At 50.2% G+C, this 23,703-nt stretch carries 22 protein-coding genes and 1 tRNA gene; 8 read left to right on the top strand and 15 right to left on the bottom strand.

All coding sequences use genetic code 11. The features are described 5' to 3' along the window. Positions 1 to 140 precede the first annotated feature (140 nt). Complete coding sequence (locus EKM91_RS01415) at positions 141 to 1,088, bottom strand: dihydrodipicolinate synthase family protein (protein WP_125748581.1); 948 nt, start codon at positions 1,086 to 1,088, stop codon at positions 141 to 143. Between the two features lie 366 nt (positions 1,089 to 1,454). Next, positions 1,455 to 2,639: an Nramp family divalent metal transporter gene (locus EKM91_RS01410; RefSeq protein WP_225419424.1), complete on the bottom strand. Its 1,185-nt coding sequence runs from the start codon at positions 2,637 to 2,639 to the stop codon at positions 1,455 to 1,457. Between the two features lie 299 nt (positions 2,640 to 2,938). Here EKM91_RS01410 and EKM91_RS01405 point away from each other — a divergent pair, with 299 nt between their 5' ends. Beyond that, complete coding sequence (locus EKM91_RS01405) at positions 2,939 to 3,484, top strand: TIGR01440 family protein (protein ID WP_125748578.1); 546 nt, start codon at positions 2,939 to 2,941, stop codon at positions 3,482 to 3,484. 218 nt (positions 3,485 to 3,702) lie between these two features. Here the strand turns inward: EKM91_RS01405 and EKM91_RS01400 are convergent, their stop codons facing one another. From EKM91_RS01400 to EKM91_RS01390, 3 genes are all read right to left on the bottom strand, one after another. Next, positions 3,703 to 3,891, bottom strand: coding sequence for an ATP-binding cassette domain-containing protein (locus EKM91_RS01400; RefSeq protein ID WP_238475768.1), 189 nt, complete (start codon positions 3,889 to 3,891; stop codon positions 3,703 to 3,705). Between the two features lie 243 nt (positions 3,892 to 4,134). Then, positions 4,135 to 4,207, bottom strand: a tRNA-Lys gene (locus tag EKM91_RS01395). A gap of 105 nt (positions 4,208 to 4,312) precedes the next feature. Continuing rightward, entirely contained in the window at positions 4,313 to 5,245 is a 933-nt protein-coding gene (locus EKM91_RS01390) for a ribose-phosphate diphosphokinase (RefSeq protein WP_125748576.1), read from the bottom strand. Positions 5,246 to 5,359: 114 nt separating this feature from the next. Here EKM91_RS01390 and EKM91_RS01385 point away from each other — a divergent pair, with 114 nt between their 5' ends. Both EKM91_RS01385 and EKM91_RS01380 read left to right on the top strand, forming a co-directional pair. After that, positions 5,360 to 6,154: a tyrosine-protein phosphatase gene (locus EKM91_RS01385; RefSeq protein WP_125748572.1), complete on the top strand. Its 795-nt coding sequence runs from the start codon at positions 5,360 to 5,362 to the stop codon at positions 6,152 to 6,154. Between the two features lie 4 nt (positions 6,155 to 6,158). Continuing rightward, on the top strand, positions 6,159 to 7,106 hold the full coding sequence (locus EKM91_RS01380; RefSeq protein WP_125748569.1) for an alpha/beta hydrolase: 948 nt from the start codon (positions 6,159 to 6,161) through the stop codon (positions 7,104 to 7,106). Between the two features lie 69 nt (positions 7,107 to 7,175). Here the strand turns inward: EKM91_RS01380 and EKM91_RS01375 are convergent, their stop codons facing one another. Genes EKM91_RS01375 through EKM91_RS01360 form a run of 4 tightly spaced genes read right to left on the bottom strand, consistent with a single transcriptional unit; the run spans position 7,176 to position 12,668 of the window. Beyond that, positions 7,176 to 8,321, bottom strand: coding sequence for a mannitol-1-phosphate 5-dehydrogenase (locus tag EKM91_RS01375; protein ID WP_125748566.1), 1,146 nt, complete (start codon positions 8,319 to 8,321; stop codon positions 7,176 to 7,178). Position 8,322: 1 nt separating this feature from the next. Continuing rightward, complete coding sequence (locus EKM91_RS01370) at positions 8,323 to 8,766, bottom strand: PTS mannitol transporter subunit IIA (RefSeq protein ID WP_125748563.1); 444 nt, start codon at positions 8,764 to 8,766, stop codon at positions 8,323 to 8,325. Positions 8,767 to 8,771: 5 nt separating this feature from the next. Further along, the gene (locus EKM91_RS01365; protein ID WP_125748560.1) at positions 8,772 to 10,829 is read right to left on the bottom strand and encodes a BglG family transcription antiterminator; all 2,058 of its coding nucleotides are present in this window, start codon (positions 10,827 to 10,829) and stop codon (positions 8,772 to 8,774) included. Positions 10,830 to 10,853: 24 nt separating this feature from the next. Beyond that, entirely contained in the window at positions 10,854 to 12,668 is a 1,815-nt protein-coding gene (locus tag EKM91_RS01360; RefSeq protein WP_125748557.1) for a PTS mannitol transporter subunit IIBC, read from the bottom strand. A gap of 232 nt (positions 12,669 to 12,900) precedes the next feature. On the opposite strand from EKM91_RS01360, the gene EKM91_RS01355 reads away from it, so the two are divergent. The 3 genes from EKM91_RS01355 to EKM91_RS13755 all read left to right on the top strand — a co-directional run bounded on the left by EKM91_RS01355 (position 12,901) and on the right by EKM91_RS13755 (position 14,601). After that, positions 12,901 to 13,608, top strand: a complete 708-nt coding sequence (locus EKM91_RS01355) for a glucosamine-6-phosphate deaminase (protein WP_125748554.1) — start codon at positions 12,901 to 12,903, stop codon at positions 13,606 to 13,608. Positions 13,609 to 14,160: 552 nt separating this feature from the next. Next, positions 14,161 to 14,421 (top strand): hypothetical protein, encoded by a 261-nt coding sequence (locus tag EKM91_RS01350; RefSeq protein ID WP_125748551.1) that lies wholly within the window; start codon positions 14,161 to 14,163, stop codon positions 14,419 to 14,421. Positions 14,422 to 14,424: 3 nt separating this feature from the next. Beyond that, entirely contained in the window at positions 14,425 to 14,601 is a 177-nt protein-coding gene (locus tag EKM91_RS13755; protein WP_164508410.1) for a hypothetical protein, read from the top strand. A gap of 53 nt (positions 14,602 to 14,654) precedes the next feature. Here EKM91_RS13755 and mnmG read toward each other — a convergent pair whose 3' ends face one another. From mnmG to rpmH, 6 genes are all read right to left on the bottom strand, one after another. Beyond that, positions 14,655 to 16,556, bottom strand: a complete 1,902-nt coding sequence (gene mnmG, locus EKM91_RS01345; RefSeq protein ID WP_125748548.1) for a tRNA uridine-5-carboxymethylaminomethyl(34) synthesis enzyme MnmG — start codon at positions 16,554 to 16,556, stop codon at positions 14,655 to 14,657. A gap of 27 nt (positions 16,557 to 16,583) precedes the next feature. Further along, on the bottom strand, positions 16,584 to 17,963 hold the full coding sequence (mnmE, locus tag EKM91_RS01340) for a tRNA uridine-5-carboxymethylaminomethyl(34) synthesis GTPase MnmE (protein WP_125748545.1): 1,380 nt from the start codon (positions 17,961 to 17,963) through the stop codon (positions 16,584 to 16,586). A 172-nt stretch (positions 17,964 to 18,135) separates the two neighbouring features. Then, positions 18,136 to 18,846 (bottom strand): RNA-binding cell elongation regulator Jag/EloR, encoded by a 711-nt coding sequence (gene jag, locus EKM91_RS01335; protein WP_125748542.1) that lies wholly within the window; start codon positions 18,844 to 18,846, stop codon positions 18,136 to 18,138. Positions 18,847 to 18,909: 63 nt separating this feature from the next. Beyond that, positions 18,910 to 19,692: a YidC/Oxa1 family membrane protein insertase gene (locus EKM91_RS01330; protein WP_125748623.1), complete on the bottom strand. Its 783-nt coding sequence runs from the start codon at positions 19,690 to 19,692 to the stop codon at positions 18,910 to 18,912. Between the two features lie 84 nt (positions 19,693 to 19,776). Further along, a complete protein-coding gene (rnpA, locus tag EKM91_RS01325; RefSeq protein ID WP_164508408.1) occupies positions 19,777 to 20,133 on the bottom strand; it encodes a ribonuclease P protein component in 357 nt (118 codons plus the stop codon). A gap of 130 nt (positions 20,134 to 20,263) precedes the next feature. Further along, positions 20,264 to 20,404, bottom strand: coding sequence for a 50S ribosomal protein L34 (rpmH, locus tag EKM91_RS01320; protein ID WP_003568442.1), 141 nt, complete (start codon positions 20,402 to 20,404; stop codon positions 20,264 to 20,266). A gap of 613 nt (positions 20,405 to 21,017) precedes the next feature. Here rpmH and dnaA point away from each other — a divergent pair. Both dnaA and dnaN read left to right on the top strand, forming a co-directional pair. Further along, positions 21,018 to 22,373: a chromosomal replication initiator protein DnaA gene (dnaA, locus tag EKM91_RS01315; RefSeq protein WP_125748536.1), complete on the top strand. Its 1,356-nt coding sequence runs from the start codon at positions 21,018 to 21,020 to the stop codon at positions 22,371 to 22,373. 175 nt (positions 22,374 to 22,548) lie between these two features. Continuing rightward, positions 22,549 to 23,688, top strand: coding sequence for a DNA polymerase III subunit beta (dnaN, locus tag EKM91_RS01310; RefSeq protein ID WP_125748533.1), 1,140 nt, complete (start codon positions 22,549 to 22,551; stop codon positions 23,686 to 23,688). The last annotated feature ends 15 nt before the right edge of the window (positions 23,689 to 23,703 follow it).

The following is a 23,703-nucleotide window of genomic DNA, read 5'->3' as shown; positions in this document are numbered from 1 at the left end:
CGTTATTATACTCCTTATTGTAAACGTATTCTAAATGATTATCTATTATCACCAAACAAAAACGACAGTCCCCGTTTGGGGCGCCTGTCGTTTTATCAGGTAAGATACCTGGGCTATTGATAAGTTGGTGCACAGATCACCTACAGTTGCACTTTACCCACACCACTCTTTTCAAGGCCAGCCTTGATCCAATCTTTTTGCGATTGATCTAATGGCAATACTGGTTTGCGCATTAAGCCATTATCAAAGATCCCCCGTTGTACCAGGGCTTCTTTCAAGCGGGCATGGGCTTCGCCAGAAGGTTGGCCGCCGCCATAAATCGCTTGAGAAATGTAATAGATCTTATCCGCATGTTCCCGCAAGGTATCGATCGGGGCGTTGGCTTTGTAATCTTTCCAAGCGGCAGTAATGATTTCTGGCACGCAGCCGGCAAACCCGATCAAGGCCCCATCCATCTTTGGGAACCAAGACGTGCACAAAGTTTCATCATGGCAAGTGATCAAAGAGATCCCTGGGCAGTTTTCCCGTAAGTAGCGAATGTCATGTTCATAAATCGCAGTGACACGTGTCCCCATCTTGATGCACTTCACATGCTCGATCTCGTTATACATCTTCGCCAGGGTTTCCACTGGATAAAAGGCTTTGGTCGTTGCAGGATAAAGGTGAATAATGATATCGATATCCGCGCCTTCAGCCACATCTTTGACAAATTGGAATGGGGCTGCTGGGTTCATCCCAAACCGCAGCCACATATGCGGCGGCATCAGTAAGATCGCATCTGCACCGGCTTCTTTGGCGTCGCGGGCCATGGCGATGGCGCCATTGGTGTTTTCACAGTTGATCCCAGACACAATGGTCAATTCATCGCCGACTTCATCGGCACAGATCTCAACGACACGCTTGCGTTCTGCGCGCGTCAAGCCGGTCACTTCGCCGGTATGCCCATTGGCAACCAATCCTTGGATCTCATCAAAAGAAGCCAGCCACTTCACATACTTACGCAACAACGGTTCATTGATCGTCTCATCGGCATTGAACGGGACAGAGATCGCAGGGAAAATCGTGTTGAAAGTTTTGGTCTTACTCATAAGTCTTCACTCCTCATTGATTGATTAAAATAGAATGCGCGCGCTGAAAGCGAATGTCCTTCGCTATCGACAAGTATTTTATATCATCAAAAGAAAGCGTATACAACGATTTGACGAGTACCTGCATAAAGTTGTTTTTATCAGGTCATTTCGCCGGTTTTCTGCAATCCTTTGCAGAAAACTTTTGGTGCCTGGCAACTCCCCTTGGTTTACCAGCGAATAACATCAAAAAAAGACCAGGGCCCGAATTCAAACCCATGCCTAACAACAAAAACGCCTTGAAACCGCGATTCTAAAAAACGAATCGCAGCCTCAAGGCGCTTGCGTCTGAAGCTAAAACCTCTTTGTGTCTGAGCCTCACTAAAATCAAAATGCGAAAATGATCAACACAATATTGAACAGATAACTGACTACCATCGCGGCTTGCAACAACCGTGGTGGGCGATAGCCTTGTTCTTGATTGACTTCTTTGCGGAAGATCAATAAACAAATGAAGAAGCCGGCGACTGGCGTCGAAATGGAAGTCGCAACGTTGGCGATGTAAATCAACTGCACTGGGGAGCCGCCATAAAGAAAGGCCACGATCGCCGCTGCCACCAAGATCCCCAAAGATCCATAGCGAATGCTGCGCGACTCTAACGCCGTTGACTTGCCAAAACCGGCATTCAAAAAGACCATGCCCCGTTGGGTGTTGCCTAACAATGCAGCAAACCCAGCGCCTAATAATGCGACCCCCATGACGATGTTCGCCGCATTCCCCATCACAGGTTTGATCAGCGCAGCCAAGTCGCTGCTGGAGGCAATTTTGGCGTGCATCGGGTTCAACACGATGGCGCCGACTAAGACGATCGCGCCACTGATCAACACCACTTCAAAGACGTGTGAAACCGCATCGGTGATCATTGCGCCATTGAAGTAATCTTCTTTGCGCCATTTTTTCTCACCGCCAAGATACGTCCCGTACATGCTGGCCGTGATCGAGCAGCTCGTGGCAATAAAGCCCAACGCAGCCACTAAACTGCCGGCTGGCGCGGAAAAAGTGGTCAGCCCATGACCGACTTGGCCCCAATCCGGGCCGCCAGTGGCCACTAGCGTCGCATAAAACGCTGCGATCATCGCCAGCACACAGATGCCAGAGATTTTTTCCACTTTGCCATAAACGCCTTTAGAAAAATAGCAGTACAACATGATCGCGATCATGATCAAGGCCCCTAAGCGCCAGTCGATCCCAAAGATCAAACTCACACCGGCACCAGTCCCAGAAATATTGCCGATCGTAAAGAAGAGACAGGATAAAAATGTCGTTACCCCCACTAAGATCGCCGGCCACTTCCCATAATAATGGCGGATCGCAGCGATCGTCGGCATCCCAGTCATCACGGTGACGCGATACGTCGTCATCATAAACGCAATGCCCATAAACGCGATCGGCAACAGCAACCACAACATCGAATAACCATAACTAGACCCTAACATAGCTGCGGTAGTGATCGATCCTGGCCCTAATACGATCCCGGTAAGGATTATACTGGGTCCGATTTTCTTGATCAACTGTCGTAATGGTAACCGCGAACTTTTTACCGGGGTCTCTTGTGCATTTGCAATCCTCATAACCTTTGTCTTGTCCATGACATTAGCCACCTCTCGTTTGCATGATCTACGAATCGTGGCGATCTGTCAGTAACCAACTTATCGGGCAGCCAACCCTGCAAGCACTATTAAGAAAGCGCTTTCTACTGTGTTATAACACGATGCTCGGAGTTGAACAATTGATTCACCCAAACTTGCAAGAAGTTGCAGTTTTGGTACGGGTCACTTGTCTGCGGTACAATAGCGGCAGAGGTGATCACATGCTTGCAAAAGAAACGCTGCAAACGCAGTTGCACCAAATCATCGACGACGTCTTAGCCGCCGCCAAGTTGCATCAAGGCGATTTATTTGTGCTTGGTTGTACCACCAGCGAAGTGGTTGGCGGCAAGATCGGCAAGGCGTCCAATCCTGAAGTCGGCGACTGGATCGTGACGACACTATTGGACGTGTTGCGTCCGCAAGGCATCGACTTGGCCGTTCAAGGTTGCGAACACATCAACCGAGCGTGCGCGCTCGAGCGGCGCGTGGCAATCGCGCGCGGCTATGAGATCGTCAATGTGGTTCCGGCTTTACACGCCGGCGGATCTTGTTCAATGGCGGCCTTTAAGCATTTTGACGAACCTGTCGAGGTGGAACACATCCAAGCTGAAGCCGGTATCGATATCGGCGACACCAGTATTGGCATGCACGTCAAGTTCGTGCAAGTCCCTGTTCGCCCCACGCTTGACACACTTGGCAGCGCCCATGTCACGGCATTGCGCTCACGGCCTAAATACATCGGCGGCCAACGTGCACAATACCAATAACCGCTCATTAGCTACCGAAAAGCAGGCGCGTTTGCGCCTGCTTTTTTGCCATCGCGTCTTTGATGTGACCAAGACATCATGTCTATCCGCATTCTGCAAAACAACACCCATGACAAAACCGCGTTGTGTCTCAGCCTCGATAGCTGATCAGCTTACAATTCAGCCTTGATTACCTGCACGCTTCGCTTTGGTGATGGCCATGGCAGTCATCAGATTTTCTAAGGCGACATGTAGTTGAACAAATTAAACGCCTGAAAAACGACGCTGACTTTGCGCCGGCGGTAGTTGGTCAAGCCGATCTCGGTGATGTCTTGGCCGTCAATTTTGATCGTGCCAGCCTTAGGTGTGTCCAGCCCAGCTAATAGCGAAACCATCGTTGTCTCGCCAGAGCCGGACTGGTCGACGATGGCGTATGAATGACCTAGGTCAAACTGCAGGTTCTCGGCTTTAAACAGGTACTCCGCTTTGGTCGTGTACCAGGGGATGATCGATCGTTGATCAGTCCACCTTCAACCTTCGAAATGTCCCGCTTCCCAAGTGTTGACTTGGGGTTTTTGTCTGCACCACCAATAGGCAGGCAACTTCAGCGCAAAAAATAGGTGCTGACCGCTAAATGAATCACGATCAACACCTATTTGGTAAACCTCTGATGGGTGGTCAGGGGATCGAACCCTGGACCCACGGATTAAGAGTCCGTTGCTCTGCCAGCTGAGCTAACCACCCATGTGATATGTCGCTTAACGACTTAAATATCATAGCATGCAACCCCTACTGACGCAAGACTTTTGGGCAAAAAAAACCGGCCGCAGCCGGTTTTTCGCGGTCATTTTAATCCAGATCAAACAGCGGGTGGATCGACTGATTCGTCGCGATCAATTCGATCGCTTGGCCGATCATCGGCCCAACAGACAAGATCTGCATGTTTGGCAGCCGCTTTTCAGCAGGCATTTCGATGGTATCTGTCAACACGATCTGCTTCAATGGCAGCTTGCCTAACCGTGTCGCCGCGCCACGCGACAAAACGGCATGCGTGGCTGCCGCATAGATATCTTTTGCCCCAGCATCTTGTAAGGCCCCAACCGACTCGCTGACCCGCGTTCCAGTGTCGATCATATCATCGACGATGATCGCATGCTTGCCGGTAACATTCCCGATCACCCCGGCAGCACCATTCACGTCGCGCTTATCCACAATCGCGATCGGCAAACCTAACAACTCCGCCAACTGCCGCGCATGCTTGGTCCCGCTATGATCAGGCGCCACCACGACGGTTTCTGCACCCAGCTTCAGATTGCGGAAATACCGGCCAAACAAGGCCACCGTCTTGAGGTGATCAACGGGAACATCGAAGAAGCCTTGCAGCTGATCGGCGTGCAGATCGACGGTCACGATCCGGTCGATGCCATCCATTTGTAAGAGATTAGCCACCAGCTTCGCCGTGATCGGTTCACGCGAACGGGCCTTGCGATCCGCCCGTGCATAACCATAATAAGGCACGACCACATTGATATGATGTGCACTTGCTCGCCGCAAGGCATCGATCATGATCATTAACTCCATGAAGTTTTCGTTGACCGGGTCAGACACCGGCTGGATCACATAGACGTCTGCACCACGCACAGAGTCATCCAAGTCGATCTGAATCTCCCCGTCAGCAAAATGCTTCACAGATGCTGGTGACAGTGGCATCCCCAGCTCTGCTGCGATCCGTTGTGCCAACGGTTTGTTCCCGTTCAATGAAAATAGTTTCAGTCCCGCCATGATTTCTCCTTATTGTTGACTTATGATGCCTTTATTATACGCAATTTACGGCAGTGTGAAAACATTTTACGGTCGAGATTCGTGTATAATGAGGGCAACAATGGAGGTTTTAGCATGCGACCCGAACGATTATTACCCATTCCTCATGCGATCAATCTGCGCGAACTCGGCGGCTATCCCACCGAAGACGGCCGCTATTTGGCTTGGCGCAAACTTTTGCGCTCTGGCACGTTAGGCTATCTTGAACCTGCTGACGGCCAGGCATTGGTCGCTTATGGCGTCCGCTTCGACGTGGATTTTCGCAGTGACAACGAGACCCAAACTCGCCCTGATCGGATCCCTCAAGCGATCCGCTACCAACAGTTGCCCGTTTACCCTTTCGTTGACCGGCCAAGCTTGTTCAAACGCTTGCGGGATAAACTCCGCGGTGACAACGATCTTGAAACCATAATGGCCAATACCTATGGCCAAATGCTGACAGATAGCCACGCCAATGCCGCCTATCAGCAGCTGATCGCGCTGTTATTGCGCAATACCCAGCCAGACACCAGCTTATTATTTCACTGCACCGCCGGCAAAGACCGCACCGGTATTGCCGCGATGATGATCCAAGGTGCGCTTGGCGTTAGCGCACCGGTCATGCGTGAAGATTATTTGCTGACGAATTTGGTGTTGGAAGCCCCTGAGCAAATGGCCCAAGCGGACTTGCGCCACGGTGCTGATCATTTCGTCAACCAAATGAACGCCCACCAAGCTGAAACCAGCAACTATGATGCCGTTTCCCGGCTGATCGCCAAAGAATATGGCGACTGGCCAAACTACTTGCAAAAGCAGCTGCATTTTTCCGCAGGTGACCTCACTGACTTGCGTCAACTCTACCTCACTGACGACCCCGAACCAAAGGACTGATAATTTGAAAAAAAGTCGACTTTTCGGCGCGACTGCGCCGCTATTATTGACTGCCGGCACCCTCGCTGCCGCAGAAAAACTCTACACTTATGCCTTCAAGCGGATCAACTACGTCCCTGATGCCAGTGATGCCATGCAAAAATACGCCACTGATTACTATCGCCATGTCGATTGGGTCGCATCGCAACGGCCGGCTGTCTGGCATCTTGATACCGCAGATGACCAGCATCTAGCCGCATTATGGCTGGAACATCCTCATAGCAAGCAAGCGGTGATCATCGGGCATGGGTACAAAGGCACTGGCATCACGATGAGCAACTACGCGCATATGTTTTACGATCTGGGCTTTTCCGTACTTTTGCCAGATGACCGCGGCCATGGACAATCTGATGGCACTTATATCAGTTTCGGCTGGTTAGACCGGCTAGATTACCTCAAGTGGCTGCAAAAAATGGTGCACTATCTCGGTACAGATTGCGAACTGTTGTTGTTTGGCACCAGCATGGGCGGCGCCACCGTCAGCTTGGTTGCTGGCGAACCCACGTTGCCGCAACAAGTCAAAGCCATCGTCGAAGATTGTGGGTACACCAGCTTAGATGATGAATTATCCTACTTGATCCACGAACTTTTTCATCTGCCTAAGCGCCCATTAGTGCCACTAGCAAGTTTTATCAACTACCGCCGGCTGGGCTTTTTCATCAGTGCTGTGGATGTCGAAGCCGCCTTGCACCGCAATCAGCGGCCGCTGTTGGTGATCCATGGGCAAAAAGACGTGTACGTGCCGACTTGGATGGGTCAGCAAAACTTTGCTGCCAGCGCCGGCCCTAAAGCACTATGGCTGGTGCCCAACGCGATCCACGCCGAAAGCTACTGGGTCGATCCGCAAGCCTACCGCGACCACATCGCCAAATTCATCCAACCTTACTTCAGTGCCATGCATGCATCAGTTTGATCATAGGCAAACGAAACAGGCGTCCTCTCACGAGGACGCCTGTTTGCGTGTAGGAATGATTTATTTTGGTTACTTGCTTTCGACGCTGGCTTTAATCTCAGCGATCAAATCTTCGTCTTTCAAGCTGGTGACTTCTTTGATCACGTCAACTAATGGCTTTTCCTTCAAGAGTGCTTGCAACTTAACGGATTCATCATCGTTAGGTTCATCATAGCGGAAGATCATGCCCACGGTATCAAGCAAGGTCTTGTAGCTGAGATTATGCGCCTTGAGTTCGCGGATCGGGCGAATGAAGCGTTCGTTGAAGCCCAGCTTGCGGATCGGAGTGCGCGCAACGCGAGAAATATCATCGGAGATATACGGGTTTTTGAAGCGGTTGACTACAGAAGCTTGGTACTTGGCCAAGTCGTCTTCAGTGAAGTTGCTGAATTCTGCTAACAAGAGGCTGCGTGTTTCTGCCAAAGCCCCTTCAGCCTGCTTCAAGACCTTCTCATCCTTAACCGCATCACCGATCGTGGTGTAACCCAAGTACTTGCCGGTATAAGCCGTGGTAGCATGACCGGTATTCACAGAAAACAGCTTGCGTTCGATGTATGGTTCCAAGTCTGGGACATAGTGGACAGAATCCAACTTAACTGCCGCATTCTTCATTTGGCTTTCATCGATGACCCATTCCTTGAAGTCTTCAACAGAGACTGCCAAAGGATCATCATGGTGTTGGATCGGCACGATCCGGTCAACCGCAGCGTTAGGGAAGCCAATATATTCATCCGCATACGCCTTGGCGCCGTCGGCCAATTTGTCATAAACTTGTTCCTTCAAGAACTGGGAACCGCCGATCATGTTTTCGCAAGCGACCACATCGATCGGGGCCTTTGAACCAGCAGCTTGGCGCGCTTCAATACCTTGCGCGATCAGCGGGGCAATGAACGGCAAGATCTTTGGGCCAATGGCGGTGGTGACCAAATCGGCTTGCGCGATCGCTTTGACAACGGCCTCTGGATCCTTGCCGTTGTTGATCCCATCCACGTTTTCAACATGGATCTTACCTTCGCCAGGAGCGGCTAAGGTGATCGTATATTCACCGCGTTGGTTCAAGGCGTCGATGATGGTTTCATTCACATCGACGAAATTGATCTTGAAGCCGTTAGCAGCCAGCGTTTCCCCAATGAACCCGCGACCAATATTACCTGCACCAAAATGTACTGCTTCCACGTTACTCAACCTCTTTCAATAAGTTAATAACTTCCTGTGCCGACTGGGCATCGGCAAGTTTTTGGACATTTTCAACATCGCTGCAATATAGCGCGATCTGCGACAAAAGCTGTAAATGTTCACCGTTCAAGCCGGCAATGCCGAACACCACGGTGACCAAGTTTTCTTCTGCTGGGTCGTCAGAAAAATCAACGCCCCACGGGTATTGCGCGATCGCGATCCCTGTTTTCTTGATATATTTCATACCGTCTTCTTGACCATGCGGGATCGCGATGAAGTTGCCCATGTACACGGACACGTCCCGATTACGCGCGATCATCGAGTCAATATATTCCGGCTCAACGTTACCGTTATCGACTAAGAGTTGGCCGACTTGGCGAATCGCTTCTTCCTTCGTTTTGGCCTTTTGACCTAACGCGATGGTTTTGACATCTAGTGCCTTCATTCTAGTCACCTTCGATCGATTTTTTGTATTTCAGTTAGAAAAGCTTCTGTGATCAATTGATAGATCTGACTATAGTTGCCAGTTTCAAAATTCCGCAGCAGCATATCATCTTGCACCATCATTCCAGACACTGCCGACAGCAGTTGCATCGTCGATTCTGGTGTGTTTGCCGGCGTCAGCAGCAACACCACCCGCCTGAGTTTAATGGTCTTCATATCCATCGCCGCAAGTGCCACGGGGGTATTCAGATCAAAGATCCCAATAAATGGTTTGCTGATCCCGGTATTGGCAGTATGGATCAACGCCATATGCGTTTGCGGGATTCCCACCGGCGCCAGATCCAAGCGTTTCAGCAAGGCTGATAACACTGCTTCAACATTCGTGACGACTTTGGGGATCATCATCAAGAGCTCGCCTAATGCCTGCCCGATATCCGTTGCCGGCGTTGTGACGTCATAGGTCTCAAACCCATCCAGCAAGGCGGCAGCGGCATCAACGGTTTGTTTTAAGGTTTCAAACAAGGTCACCGATTTATCCAGCGAATGTTTGACTTCGCCGTTTGCCACTGACTGATGCGCTTGCTTTAAGTGCCGGCGCACCTCGGCCAACTCAGTATCTTGCAGCAAGGGACTGATCACCAGATATTGATGATCAAACCCAGGTAATTGTTCCGTCGATAAGATCAACGCATATTGACTGAAGTCGACGTTGGTGAGATCACTGATCCGTACGCTGTCTACGCTTTGGATCATTGGCACCGCGGCTTTTAGCCGGGTCGTGATCAGCCCACCGGTGCCTGGACCGTCGCTGGTGATCAACAAGACCTTGGCGGCGAGTTGAACATCCCCGCCATTGACCTTTGATGCAAAGTACAACACCAGATAAGCCAATTCATTGCCGACAAAGGCATTGATTCCAAAGACTTGATCTGCCGCATTTTTAACGGCTTGGTACAACTTGGGATAATCCATCGCCAAGTGATCCAGCACGGGATTGGCCAGCACTGGTGCCAGCGTCCCCGCCGTCGAGCGCTGCACATGTGCCAATAACGCCGCATACAGCTTGTGATCGGTCGAAAACGGATAATCAACTTGTGCTTCAACGGCACGGATCAAGGCTTGCACTTGCAAGTTGACCGTCAAGTCGAATTGGTCGACACGCTCGCCGACTAATCCGCCGCGGATCACATTCAGCTGGATCGCCAAGAACTGGTAATCACCGACGCGCACCTGTTGGCGCACCGCCGTGTTCATCTCGGCGAAAAACTGCAAAGCCAACTGTTGATCTTGAAACAACCGCTCTTGATTAAAGTTGCGGATCGACGGGACGTGATACCCGGCTAACACCCGCATGGCGTGCACCGTCACGGTTAACAACAGCATCTTGCGCTGGTTATCACTAAACGTCGTGAGGCTATTGCTTTTGGTGAACACCGCATTGGCCGCTTGCAGTTCGTTTTGCGATAACTGTTGGTAAAAATAGCTCGTCACCGGATCAAATGCAGTGGTCGCTGCTGCGCCTTTTAACGCTTGAAAGAACAAGTAGGGATTCAACGCGCTTGCGAAGATCCCTACCAGTACGCGACGGATGTCGGCTTCATTACCGCTGACCCAAATGCCGGTGGCTTTGCGCCGGTTCAAGACCAGATGTGAAGTCGTCAACGCCGGCGTGATCAAGTCGAGATCTTGCTTGATCGTGGTCAAACTCACGGCCAGCTCCTCAGCCAAGTCACTCATCGTCACCGGCACGCGACTATTCAACAGCCGGATCAACAACGCGTTTTGGCGTTGCGATGGGTCAAACGCCACATCCGGGGCATCCGGCGTCAAGTTGGTGCGCAAAGTATCCAACGCCGCGTCATCCCCTAGGATCTGGTAGGCGCCATGAGGGCTTTTGGTGAGTTGCAATCCTAGCGTTTGGATATCGTTTTCGAGTTGTGACAGTTCGCGGTAGATCGTCCGGCGGCTGACGTTGAGTTGTTTAGTCAACTCATCGCGGCTAACGCCTTCTGGCTGCGTCAAAAGCAACTTAATGATCTGCTGTTCACGGCTGGTGAGGATCATGATAACTATCTCTCTTCATTATTATTAATGTAATTTCGAGATAAGTTTATCATAATTCGTCGCATTCAATAGACCATCAACGACATAAACTTGGACATTGGCGAATTGTAACTTGATCCGCCGCGCAGTTTCTTTAGAGGCGACGATCATGACACTGGCATCGTCTTTGACTTCGCCAACAGCGAGGTTTTCAACGGTGATTTCCTTGCCTAACTTGTGCAATTCGCTGCGGAAGGTCGCTTGGGCCATCGTTGCAGAACCAACATTTTGATCGTGATGCATGAAGACGATCTCTTTGACCGCGTCAAAGTCTAAGCTGTCATTAGTATCTTCAGGGACTGCAACTGCTGCTGGTGCGGCGGCTGCTGCTGCAGCATCATCATCATCATTGCCGCCGCTGACAGCTTCTGTCTTCAAGCTGGCGATGATCTCATCATATTTTGGACTGTTCAAGAAGTTGGATACGGCCACATGCATCGCATTTGGCGTTTGCTTCTTAGCCCGATCAGCTAATTCTTCTTGGGTCACAACTAACAACCCAGGTTTATCTTGTAAATTGGAAATCGCGGTGTTGGTAACAGAAAGGTCTAAACCAGCCTTTTTCACCTTGTCGCGAAGGATCGATGCCCCCATTGCAGAAGAACCCATGCCGGCGTCGCAAGCGAAGATGATATGATCAACGCCTTTAACATCGTTCATGATCGCTTTGGCAGACGCAACATCTTGGCCTTTAGCTTCAGCCTTCATCGCGTTCATCTTAGCAGTGCTTGCTTCCAATGCATCTGTATCGATGGACTTATCACGCTTCAAGATCACAGAAGAGATCAAGAAGGAAACGATCGTGGCCCCGGTGACACCAATGATCAAGCCAAGGTAGTTCATTGGATCTTTAGGTGACATTAACAGTAAGGAAATGATCGAACCAGGAGAAGGAGAGCTCTTTAACCCAACGTTCAAAATGGAAAAGAGTGTCGTCCCAGTGACCCCACCGGCGATAACCGATAGGAACAATGCTGGTTTCATTAAGATATATGGGAAGTAAATTTCGTGGATCCCACCAAAGAAGTGGATGATGATCGCAGACGGTGCGGAACCTTTAGCGGCCCCTTTACCAAACAAGGCAAAGGCTAACAATACCCCAAGCCCTGGACCTGGATCTGGTTCAAGCAGGAACAGGATGGACTTGCCAGCTGCCCCAGCGGCTTGTTGGATCCCTAATGGCGTCAGGATCCCTTGGTTGATCGCGTTGTTTAAGAACAAGATCTTGGCAGGTTCAATGAAGATGTTAGCCAGCCACAGCAAGCTGTGGTTGATCATCCAATTGACCCCAGCGGCCATGATCGTGGTAAATGCAGAGATGATCGGGCCCATCAAGAAGAACCCAATAATAGCTAAAAGCATGCCGATGATCCCGGCGGAGAAGTTGTTGACGAGCATTTCAAACCCAGATTTGATCTTAGGTTGAACGGCATCGTCCCACTTTTTAATGCACCAGCCGCCAAGCGGGCCCATGATCATCGCCCCGATGAACATCGGAACGGTGGTCCCAACGATGACCCCCATTGTGGCGATGGCCCCAACGACCCCACCACGGTGGCTAGCGATCGCTGCCCCACCGGAATAGGCGATGAGAAGCGGCAGTAAATAAGTCTTCATTGGGTCGATCAGTTTTGCCAGTTCGGCATTTGGGTACCACCCATCTTTAAGGAAGATGGCGGTGATCAAACCCCAGGCGATGAAGGCGCCAATGTTAGGTAAGACCATACCAGAGAGCTTCGTGCCGAATGATTGCATGGCGGACTTGATACCCTTCTTGGCTGGTTTGCTTTGTGCGTCCATTGCTAAACGCTCCTTTCTGTATCCGATTACATGATATAGTGTAAACGGTTGCTGGAGGTGCTGGCAAAAGTAGCTTTGGCACACTGGACTGTGCCAAAGTCGAAAATCTGTGCTAAACCGCGCGGAAAACTGTTCTTATCGCAAATTCTTCTATAGAAGCCGGTCTTGTTAGTTGACAGTGGACTAGACCGGTGTTATATTGGACTAGACCAAGAGAGGGAGGAATTTTTCAATGGACGTCAAAGTTTTCGATAACGATGTTGAAGCAGGCAAAGCCGCATTTGAAATCATCAAGCAAGGAATGGATAACGGGGCAACGACCTTGGGTCTAGCCACTGGCAGCACTCCTGTAGAAATGTATAAGGCAATGGTGGCAAGCGACGTTGACTTCTCCAACATGACTTCTGTCAACTTGGATGAATACGTCGGCATGGCCCCAGATAACGATCAAAGCTATCGTTACTTCATGCAAAGCCACTTGTTCGACGCGAAGCCTTTCAAGGAAACCTTCGTACCCAATGGCTTGGCTGCTGATCCAGATGCAGAAACCAAGCGTTACAACAAGGTGATCGCTGATCATCCGATCGATATCCAAGTCTTAGGGATCGGCCGCAACGGTCACATCGGCTTCAACGAACCAGGCTCACCATTCGATGCCCAAACCCGCAAGGTGCCATTGACCCAATCCACCATCGACGCTAACGCCCGCTTCTTTGCTAAAGAAGATGACGTGCCGCGCTTCGCTTACTCCATGGGGATCGCTTCTATCATGAAGAGCAAGAAGATTTTATTACTCGCTTTTGGTGAAGAAAAGGCCGATGCCGTTAAGGCCATGATCGAAGGCCCAGTGACCAACCATGTCCCAGCGTCTGTATTGCAAAACCACCCAGACGTTGTCGTTTTGATCGACAAGGCTGCGGCTAGCAAGTTAAGCAAGTAATGTAGTGTTAAAAGCCACCGGTTGCCAAACTGGTGGCTTTTTTGCGTGTTCGTGAAATCTGTATCAAACAAAGCGGCTGACTGTTGCGGTGCCATCGACCCATGGAGTTTGGCCAGTATTCGGCGCTGCTTCCGCATTAAATAACGCCAAGAAATCCATTGAGGCGATGAATTCAAGCATGCCGCATGCACAAAAATCGCTTGACGTATAGAACGTTTGTTCGTATACTAGTCACAGGCAATCTTGGCAGCACTTGTGAAACAAACTCAAGCCTGACCCGACTTGAAAAAATTTTTTTTAGCGGCTTGCGGCGCCGTCAAGCCTTGAACGATGTCCGATAGTACCGATATTTTCGCGAAAATAGACTTGACAACACAAACCCTAGGCAACCGCCAATCGCACGCTTGTGAATCATCATTCACAAGCGGATCACATTTGGCGGCCGTTCAAATTCTGCTATAATAGATATCGCAACGTTCGCTTGACCGAACCGCTAAATACGGGCTTGGGATCAAGCCGGGACTTGGATAAGATAACTGGAGGTTAGTACTTGTGCTTGATCAATCAACTGTGCAACCCGTCGTCTGGCTTGACGACCATTTTTATATCACTATCATTCCCAATGCGCCTTATAATTTAGAAGTTTGGCAGCATGACCCCGACGCACAAGACCAACGTCTCGGCCGGATGGACTATAAGTTCCATCGTGATACCTTTGCCGGTTTTATTTACCGGCTGTTACCAAAAATCGATCTCTTACAGATCCATGCGATCCAAAAGCAGCTCAACCCGTTTTTCGACTTGGAGGTGTAAGCCATGGATAGTCTCGTCATCAAGCTCTTGATCATGGTGATCGCCGCTTTAGTCGTCACTGGGATCATCATTTACCAAGAATGGCGCACGCAGCAAGGCAGCCGTAAAACATACGCCTTACAAGGTATCTTGGGAGTCTTTTTGATCGGGATCTTGATCAGTCTCCTCATCGTTCGCTAAACACAAAAAACCGGACTAGTCGCTGACTAGTCCGGTTTTTTGTGTTGTCTGGCTTATGCCTGCACTTTAGCGATTCGGCCTTGTTCGATGTAAACGGACAAAATTGCGATGTCAGCAGGATTGACCCCACTAATACGGCTGGCTTGTGCCAAAGTTTCTGGCTGGATCTTGACCAGCTTTTGCCGAGCTTCGGTGGCCAACCCATTGATCGCGTCGTAATCGATATTTTGGGGGATCAGCTTGCTTTCCATCCGCTTCAACTTCGCGATGCTTTGCATTTCTTTATCGATGTAGCCAGCATACTTGATCTGGACCGTCACTTCTTCGATCACATAGCGATCTAAAGGTGCTGGTGCCGGTGCAAATTGCATCAAATCATCGTAGCTCACTTCTGGGCGCTTCAAGAAATCGCTCGCCAAAACCCCATCTTTAAGGTCTGGTGCGCCATGCGCTGCCAGCCAAGGATTGACGTCTTTAGGCTTTAAACGCGTCGTTTCCAACCGTTGCCGTTCTGCGGCGATCGCGGTTTTTTTCGCTTGGAATCGGGCATAGCGCTCAGCTGAGATCAAGCCAAGCTGATGGCCCATTTCCGTCAAGCGCAAATCAGCATTATCATGGCGCAAGATCAACCGGTATTCTGCCCGGCTCGTCAGCAGCCGATACGGCTCGTTGGTGCCTTTGGTGACCAAGTCATCGATCATGACCCCAATATAGGCATCCGAACGCTTGAGCGTGAAGCCAGGCTGGCCAGCGGCACGCAAAGCAGCGTTGATCCCGGCGATCAATCCTTGCCCCGCGGCTTCTTCGTATCCCGAGGTCCCATTCATTTGTCCTGCGGTAAACAAATTCTTAACGACCTTTGTTTCCAATGTCGCCGTCAATTGCCAAGGTTCGATGATATCGTATTCGATCGCATAACCTGGCCGCATCAATTCGGCATGCTCTAAGCCGGCGACAGAGTGCAGCATCTTCAGTTGGACTTCTTCTGGCATCGAGGTGGAAAAATCGCCGACATAATACTCATCCGTGTCGCGGCCTTCCGGCTCAAGAAACAGTTGGTGGCGCGGCTTGTCAGCAAATCGCACGACTTTATCTTCGATCGATGGGCAATACCGCGGACCAACCCCTTTGATCACGCCAGAAAACATCGGCGCACGATCGAGATTTTGGCGAATAATATCGTGAGTCGTAGCATTCGTATAAGTCATCCAGCAAGAAAGCTGATCCTTGAGATAAACCGAATCTGGCGTCATGAAAGAAAAATGATTTGGCGTTTTATCGCCAGGCTGCTCTTCGGTTTGGTCAAAATCAATCGACTGCCCCAATACTCGCGGTGGGGTCCCGGTTTTGAAACGCCGTAATTTGAATCCATTGGCTTCAAGGTTCTCAGATAACCGAATGCTTGGCAGGCTATTATTAGGCCCGCTAGAGTACATCAGCTCACCGATGATGATCTTGCCACGACTAGAGGTCCCGGCCGTTAAAACGACGCTTTTAGCGCGATAACGTGCCCCTGTGGCAGCGACGACACCGACGCAGACACCATCTTCGACGATGAGCCGTTCAACCAACCCTTGGCGCAGATCCAAATTAGGCTCTGCTTCAATGGCAGCCTTCATGCTTCGATGATAAGCGGCTTTGTCTGCTTGTGCCCGTAACGCGCGGACAGCAGGGCCTTTGCCGGTGTTGAGCATCCGCATTTGGATATACGTCTTATCGATATTGCGGGCCATTTCGCCACCTAAAGCATCGATTTCTCGTACCACGATCCCTTTTGCCGGCCCGCCAACACTTGGGTTGCACGGCATGAACGCCAGCATTTCTAAACTGATCGTGATCAAGAGGGTCTTTTGCCCCATGCGCGCAGCTGATAATGCGGCTTCACAACCGGCATGACCGGCACCAACCACGACGACATCGTATTGACTTGCTTCATATTCACGTACTTCTGGCATGAGCGCTCCTTTATTTCCTGGGAAATGTTATTTACCTAAACAAAATTGCGAAAACAGCTGTGTGATCAATTCATCTGGCGCCGCATCCCCGGTGATCTCACCGAGTTTATCCCACGCTGCCGTCATGTCGATCTGTACTAAATCGATCGGCATCCCAGCAGCGATCCCGGCTAACACGCTGTTCAGGCTTGCTTTCGCCTGGCGCAGCAACCCGATCTGGCGCGCATTGGAAACCATCACCGTGGACTGGCTGTTGTCGATCCCGCCAGCAAAGATATCGGCGATCTTAGTATCTAACGCCGCCACCCCAGCGCCGGTAGTGATCGACGTACGCACAATGTCTGCTTCTGCGATCGTATCGCCTAAGGTCAATTTCACTGGCAGATCTTGTTTATTCAAGATCACTAACCGCCGCTTATCTGCAGTAGCCGCCAACAAGTCTTGATCTTCCGGCGTCAGCGGCTGGCTGGCATCCATCACCAATAAGATCAGATCGGCTTGGGTGATCGCTTTGCGCGAGCGCTCAACGCCGATTTTTTCGACTTTATCTTCTGTATCGCGGATCCCGGCGGTATCGATCAATTTTAACGGTACCCCGCGGACGTTGACATATTCTTCCAAGACATCGCGTGTCGTCCCGGCGACATCCGTGACGATTGCTTTATCTTCATGCAGCATATGATTCAACAAGCTCGACTTGCCTACATTCGGGCGACCCACGATCGCCGTGGCCAGTCCTTCACGCAAGACCTTGCCTTGGCTGGCGGTTTGCAAGAGTTCATCGACTTTTGCCAGGACCTGCTGCGCTTTTTCTTGGAGCATCTGCGTGGTCATCTGGTCCGTATCATACTCAGGATAGTCGATATTCACTTCGACTTGGGCCAAGACTTCTATGATCTCTTGGCGCAAATTCGTGATCAAGCGCCTCAGATCGCCATCCAGTTGATCAACGGCGACTTGCATCGCCCGATCCGTCTTGGCACGGATCAAGTCCATGACAGACTCGGCTTGGGTCAAATCCACCCGGCCGTTCAAAAACGCCCGCTTGGTAAATTCACCCGGTTCTGCCAACCGCGCCCCTAACCCTAATAATAATTGCAAGATGCGGTTAGTCGGAACGATCCCGCCATGGCAGTTGATCTCGACCATGTCTTCACGGGTGTACGTCTTAGGCGCCCGCAGCACACTGACCATCACTTCATCCACCACCGCTTTGCTATCCGGATCAAGGATATGGCCGTAATTGATGGTATGCGTTGGGACTTGGGTCAAGTCTTTGCCTTTGAACAGTTGTTGCGCGGTTTTGATCGCCCCTTCGCCGCTCAACCGCACGATGCTGATCGCCCCTTCACCAGGCGGCGTCGAAATCGCCGCGATCGTATCATATTCTGTGATAGTCGTTGCCACAATAATCTTCCTTTCCAAACCATTAAAAAAAGTGCACCGCCCATTGCGCTGCCGATACCGGCGGCGTCAATGGACAAAGCACTTTGACTACTTCGTCACGATTAAGTTGAGTTCATTCTAGCCAATTCCCGCTGACTTGTCAAAACCCTCGTCAAGCCGGTAATCGGCGCGCTTAATGCCGCTTAGGGGTGATCACCACATAGCGGCGCGGATCGACGCCTTCAGAATGGGTGTCAACATAGTCGTTGTCTGCTAATTCACCATGGATCGCTTTGCGTTCAAATGCCGGCATCGGATCCAAATATACAGCCGCCCCTCGAGCGATCACTTCCCGCGCTGTTTTGCCTGCCAAGCGGCGGACTGCCGCATCGCGGCGCTGGCGATAATCGCCAACATTAAGCATGATCGTCCACTTTGACTTGCCGAAGCGATTGAATTCGGTTTGCGCTAAGTATTGGATCGCGTTGATGATCTTACCATGTTTGCCGATCAATAATGCTTCTTTATCCGTTGTGATCTCAAACCAGACCCGATCGCCATGTCGCGCATTTTCGATCGTCGCGGCGATCCCTAATTCGCGCACAATGTCTTCCAGATAGCTTTGCACTAATGCGATCGCCGTTTGATCATCGCGCTTTGGCCCAGCGGTCACGTGTTTGGCCCGGTGATGTGACGGTTTTGGTTGACTTGAAGCTGCCGGCTGCGGATCGGGTTCGACGACTAAGGGGTTCAAATTAACGATCGCAGCTTTCTTCCCGATCCCAAACAGCCCTTTTTTCCCTTCTTGGATCACGTCCACAGTGACCTGATCGCGGGCAACGCCTAGCGTTTGTAAGCCCAGATCGATCGCTTTTTGAATCGTTGCGCCTTGAAAAGTCGGCATGGTTTCCCTCCAAATAATTACGATAAAAAGGCGCCAGAAGCACAGGCTGCTGGCGTCTTACGGTTACTTCTTCAACGCACGCTTATATGCTTTGCGCTTAGCCTTTTGGCGTTCTTTTTCAGCCCGTTGCTTGGCTTCACGCTCGCGTTTCATCTTGAACGGATTTTGGATCAAGAACGTCTGAGCGAGTGAAAAGGCGTTGGTGACCACCCAGTAAATGGCTAAAGCACTTGGGAATTGCGCCGCCATCACCAAGATCATGATCGGCGAGATCGCAACCATGATCCAACTCATGTTGTTGCGTTGCGGTTGCGCCATTGTCGACACCAGACTGGTCAACAACGTGAAGATCGCCGCTAAGATCGGCATGATCCAATAAGGATCCGGCTGCGCCATGTTCAACCATAAGAAATGGCCAGTCTTCAAAGCATCCGTCCGATAGATCGCTTGATACAATGCAAACAGGAACGGCATTTGGATCACTAACGGTAAACAACCCATGATCGGATTGATCCCTGCTTCGGCATAAAGCTTTTGCGTTTCTTCTTGCAGCTTGCGCTGAGTCTCAGCATCTTTAGACTGATATTTTTTTTGCAGTACCTTGATTTGCGGGGCCAATTCTTGTTGCTTGCCCATACTCTTCAAGGAAACATAACTTAATGGGAAGATAATGATCCGCACCAACAAGGTGAAGACGATGATCCCCATCCCAGCGTTGCCGCCGAAGAACTTCGCCAACCATAAAATAAACTGGGCGGCATTATAGACGACATAGTGATCCCAGACCCCGGTACTATTGGCCGTTACCGTCGAGCGCCCGCAAGCCGCCAAAACGCCCGCGACCATCAGCAACCCGAACACGGCAACAAGCCGCTTCACGGTTCTCTTATTCACACAAATCCCTCTTTCGTGTTGCAAGGATATCCTTGCCTAGATGATGTCAACATCGTCAGCTAACAGCCCGGCTAATGTCATGACGTGGATCAAGTTCTTCTTGGTCCCCACCATATCCAACTGGTTGGCGGAATGACGCGCGATGATCAAAAAATCGGTCTGCGGGTCGATTCGCGGCTTCAGCTCTAACAAGCTTTGGCGAATATAACGCTTGATCTGGTTGCGCATGACTGCGGTATGGCCGACTTTTTTACCGACCGAAATGCCGACGCGAAAATGGGGTTGGTCACGACGTAAATGATAGATCACAAAATTACGGTTCGCCACCGACTGCCCGTGATCAAACACATCTTGAAATTCGGCTTCCTTTTTGATGCGATACGATTTACGCACGAATACTCCCTCACAATCTGGTTTTAAGTATACAAGATGCATCTCGCTGGTGCACCTATATTCGGTGTTTTTCCTATGTAAGTGTCACTACCGCGTTGCAAAAAAAAACCACTGACGCGGTCAGTGGGTGTTAGGCGGATAATACTTTACGTCCCTTAGCGCGGCGACGAGCTAAAACTTTACGGCCGTTCTTCGTGCTCATACGCTTCATGAAGCCGTGCACGCGTTCGCGATGACGTTTCTTAGGTTGGAAAGTCCGTTTGGTGGTCATGGTTGCACCTCCTGCTTATTGATTACTATTTTCAGTAACTGTATTTACTTATCAAACATTTTCCCATTATACGGACTCCCGCGTCATTCGTCAAGCATCCCAATAAAATTTACCGGCCTTGTTTTTTCCACAGAATCAGCGAAAATCCGCAAAACCTGTGCATAAGTTGTGCGCCGGCTGTTTCGTCTCCACGCATCAATCCACAAGCTGTGCGCATGTTATCAAGAGTTTCACACCCTTGTCAGCAACTTATCCACAAGTTGTTTTTAACTTGTTTATAACGTGTGAAACACGCATCACTATAGGGCTTTGTTTCACTGACGCCCTGTGGGTAAGTCAGCTTATTCCTTATTGCTATTGTGTTTGTGCAGATGCTTGTGGAAAAGTTTTTGACAAGCTTGTGGGTGAGGTTATCCCCTGGTTGCGATTTATGTGGAAAAATGTTCTGGCTGTGGAAAACTTTCCCTTAAAATGCTAAACTAAACTTCGCGACACCATGCCTGCGGTGCGGCTTTTTTTTCATTGGATATTTATACATCTAGGCATGGTCGGTCCCGCTTGGGGGGACATGACCGAATCCCGTTCAACAGGATTCGGGGAAGGAGGGTTCAGGGTGCCAACTATCGATGAATTATGGGCCTACTTACAAGATCAATTTCGGACCAGTTTGACGACCGTCGGATTCAATACGTGGATCAAAGATGCCAAGCCGATCCGGCTAACTGCTTCCACGCTGACGATCGGGGTGCCTTCAAAATTACACAAGAGTTATTGGGAGAAAAACCTCGCCACTAAAGTCGTAGAATGGGCATACGCCTACAACAATCTCGAAATCAGTCCGGTGATCGAGATCTCTGGTGCATTACCCGATGAAACGTTGGCGCTTGGTGAGCAATCAGAGCCAACACCGCCTAAACCAGTAGTGCCAACATATAAAGAAACGACCCACCTGAACAGTAAATATACGTTTGATACCTTCGTGACCGGTAAAGGCAACCAAATGGCGCATGCCGCCGCCTTAGTCGTTTCAGAAGAACCTGGCGTTTTATATAATCCGCTGTTTCTTTATGGCGGGGTGGGGTTGGGTAAAACGCATCTGATGCAGGCGATCGGGCATCAATTGCTTGAATACAAGCCCAATGCCAATGTCAAATATGTGACTAGCGAAGCGTTTGCGAACGATTTTATCAACTCGATCCAAACCAAGAAGCAAGAACAATTTCGGCAAGAGTATCGCAACGTCGATTTGTTGTTAGTCGATGATATCCAGTTTTTTGGCGATAAAGAAGCGACGCAAGAGGAATTCTTCCATACCTTCAACGCGTTATATGAGAATAAAAAGCAGATCGTCTTAACCTCCGATCGGTTGCCCAACGAGATCCCTAAGCTGCAAGAACGCTTAGTCTCACGATTCAAATGGGGGTTGTCCGTGGATATCACCCCGCCAGATCTGGAAACGCGGATCGCGATTTTACGCAATAAAGCCGACGCCGAAAAACTGGTCATCCCAGACGACACCTTGTCTTATATCGCCGGCCAAATCGACTCCAACGTGCGTGAACTCGAAGGCGCACTCGTGCGCGTGCAAGCTTACGCCACGATGAATCATTCCGATATCACCACCAGTTTAGCCGCTGATGCGCTAAAGAGTCTCAAGCTCAGCGACAAAGACGCTGCCTTAACGATCGGGCAGATCCAAGCCGTTGTCGCCAAGTACTATCAAGTCACAGTTAGCGAACTCAAAGGCAAAAAGCGGGTCAAACAAATCGTGATGCCGCGCCAGATCGCCATGTATCTATCCCGGGAAATGACCGATAATTCCTTGCCTAAGATCGGCCAAGAATTTGGCGGCAAAGATCATACTACCGTGATCCATGCCCATGAAAAAATCAGCGAGCAGCTCAATTTAGATGAACAGTTAAAAGCTGAAGTCATCGAACTTAAAAACCGGCTCAAGAATCGCGGCTGATTTTGGCCATTGTGGACAACTGCGGATAACTACCGCAGTTGTCCCGTCCACTTATCCACAGGTGCAAAAGTTGCCAGCTTGCGTTTCACGAAGTTTTCCACAGCTCCCACAGGCCCTACTACTATTACTTAAAAAGCATTATTATATATAGACACACCGACACAGGAGGTCAGCTATGAAATTCACCATCACGCGCTCTACATTCATCAAAACGCTCAACGACGTTTCTCGTGCCATCACGAGCAAAACCACGATCCCGATCTTGACCGGGTTAAAAATGGTCTTAAGCGATTCTGGACTCGTCTTAACTGGCAGTGATGCGGATATCTCGATCGAAGCCCGCATCGATGCCAATGCTGAAACCAATGATCTGCAAATCGAATCCACTGGCAGCATCGTTTTGCCGGCACGCTTTTTTAACGAAATCGTCAAGCGCCTGCCTGAAGCGACGATGACCGTGGATGTCCAAGATAACTTCCAAACCTTGATTACTAGCGGTTCTTCAGAATTCACCATCAATGGCTTGGACGCAAACAACTATCCGCGCCTACCGGAAATCGTGAATCCAGATCCATTAACGATCCCTGCTGATGTGCTCAAGCAGTTGATCAATCAAACCGTGATCGCTGTCAGCACCCAAGAAAGTCGGCCGATCTTGACTGGGGTGCACTTAGTCATTGAAGCTGGCCAATTGATCGCAGTAGCGACGGACTCGCATCGCTTGGCCCAGCGGACGCTTGAACTGCCAGCGGCAAAAGATGCCCACTATGATGTGATTATTCCCGGCAAGAGTCTGACAGAACTTAGCCGGACATTGACCGACGATATCGATGACGTCGAGATTCGTTTCGCTGAAAACCAAGTGCTTTTTGTTGCTGGCCAAACATCGTTTTATTCTCGACTTTTGGAAGGCAACTATCCAGACACCAGCCGCTTGATCCCGACTACCAGCACGACACGGATCGAATTTGATGCGCCCGCCTTATTGGCAGCGATCCAACGGGCCAGCTTATTGAGTCATGAAAGCAGTAATAACGTCGTGCGGTTGAACTTGGACACAGCAGCACAAACGGCTACCATCTATGGCAACTCACCGGATGTTGGTAATGTCGAAGAAGCCTTGAGCTTCAATCGCTTAGAAGGCGAAGCGCTTGAGATCTCCTTCAATCCAGACTATATGAAAGATGCGCTGCAAGGATTTGGCCAAACTGCGATCGAAATCGCGTTTACAGCACCATTGCGGCCGTTTACGCTGGTGCCATCTGAAGATCATGAACACTTCATTCAACTGATCACGCCAGTACGGACCTTCTAAACGATTCGTCATGAC

It is taken from the genome of Lacticaseibacillus baoqingensis (assembly GCF_003946165.1).
Taxonomy (GTDB): domain Bacteria; phylum Bacillota; class Bacilli; order Lactobacillales; family Lactobacillaceae; genus Lacticaseibacillus; species Lacticaseibacillus baoqingensis.
Note: the sequence above shows the minus strand (reverse complement) of the source record. Positions and strands in the feature narration are given on the sequence as shown.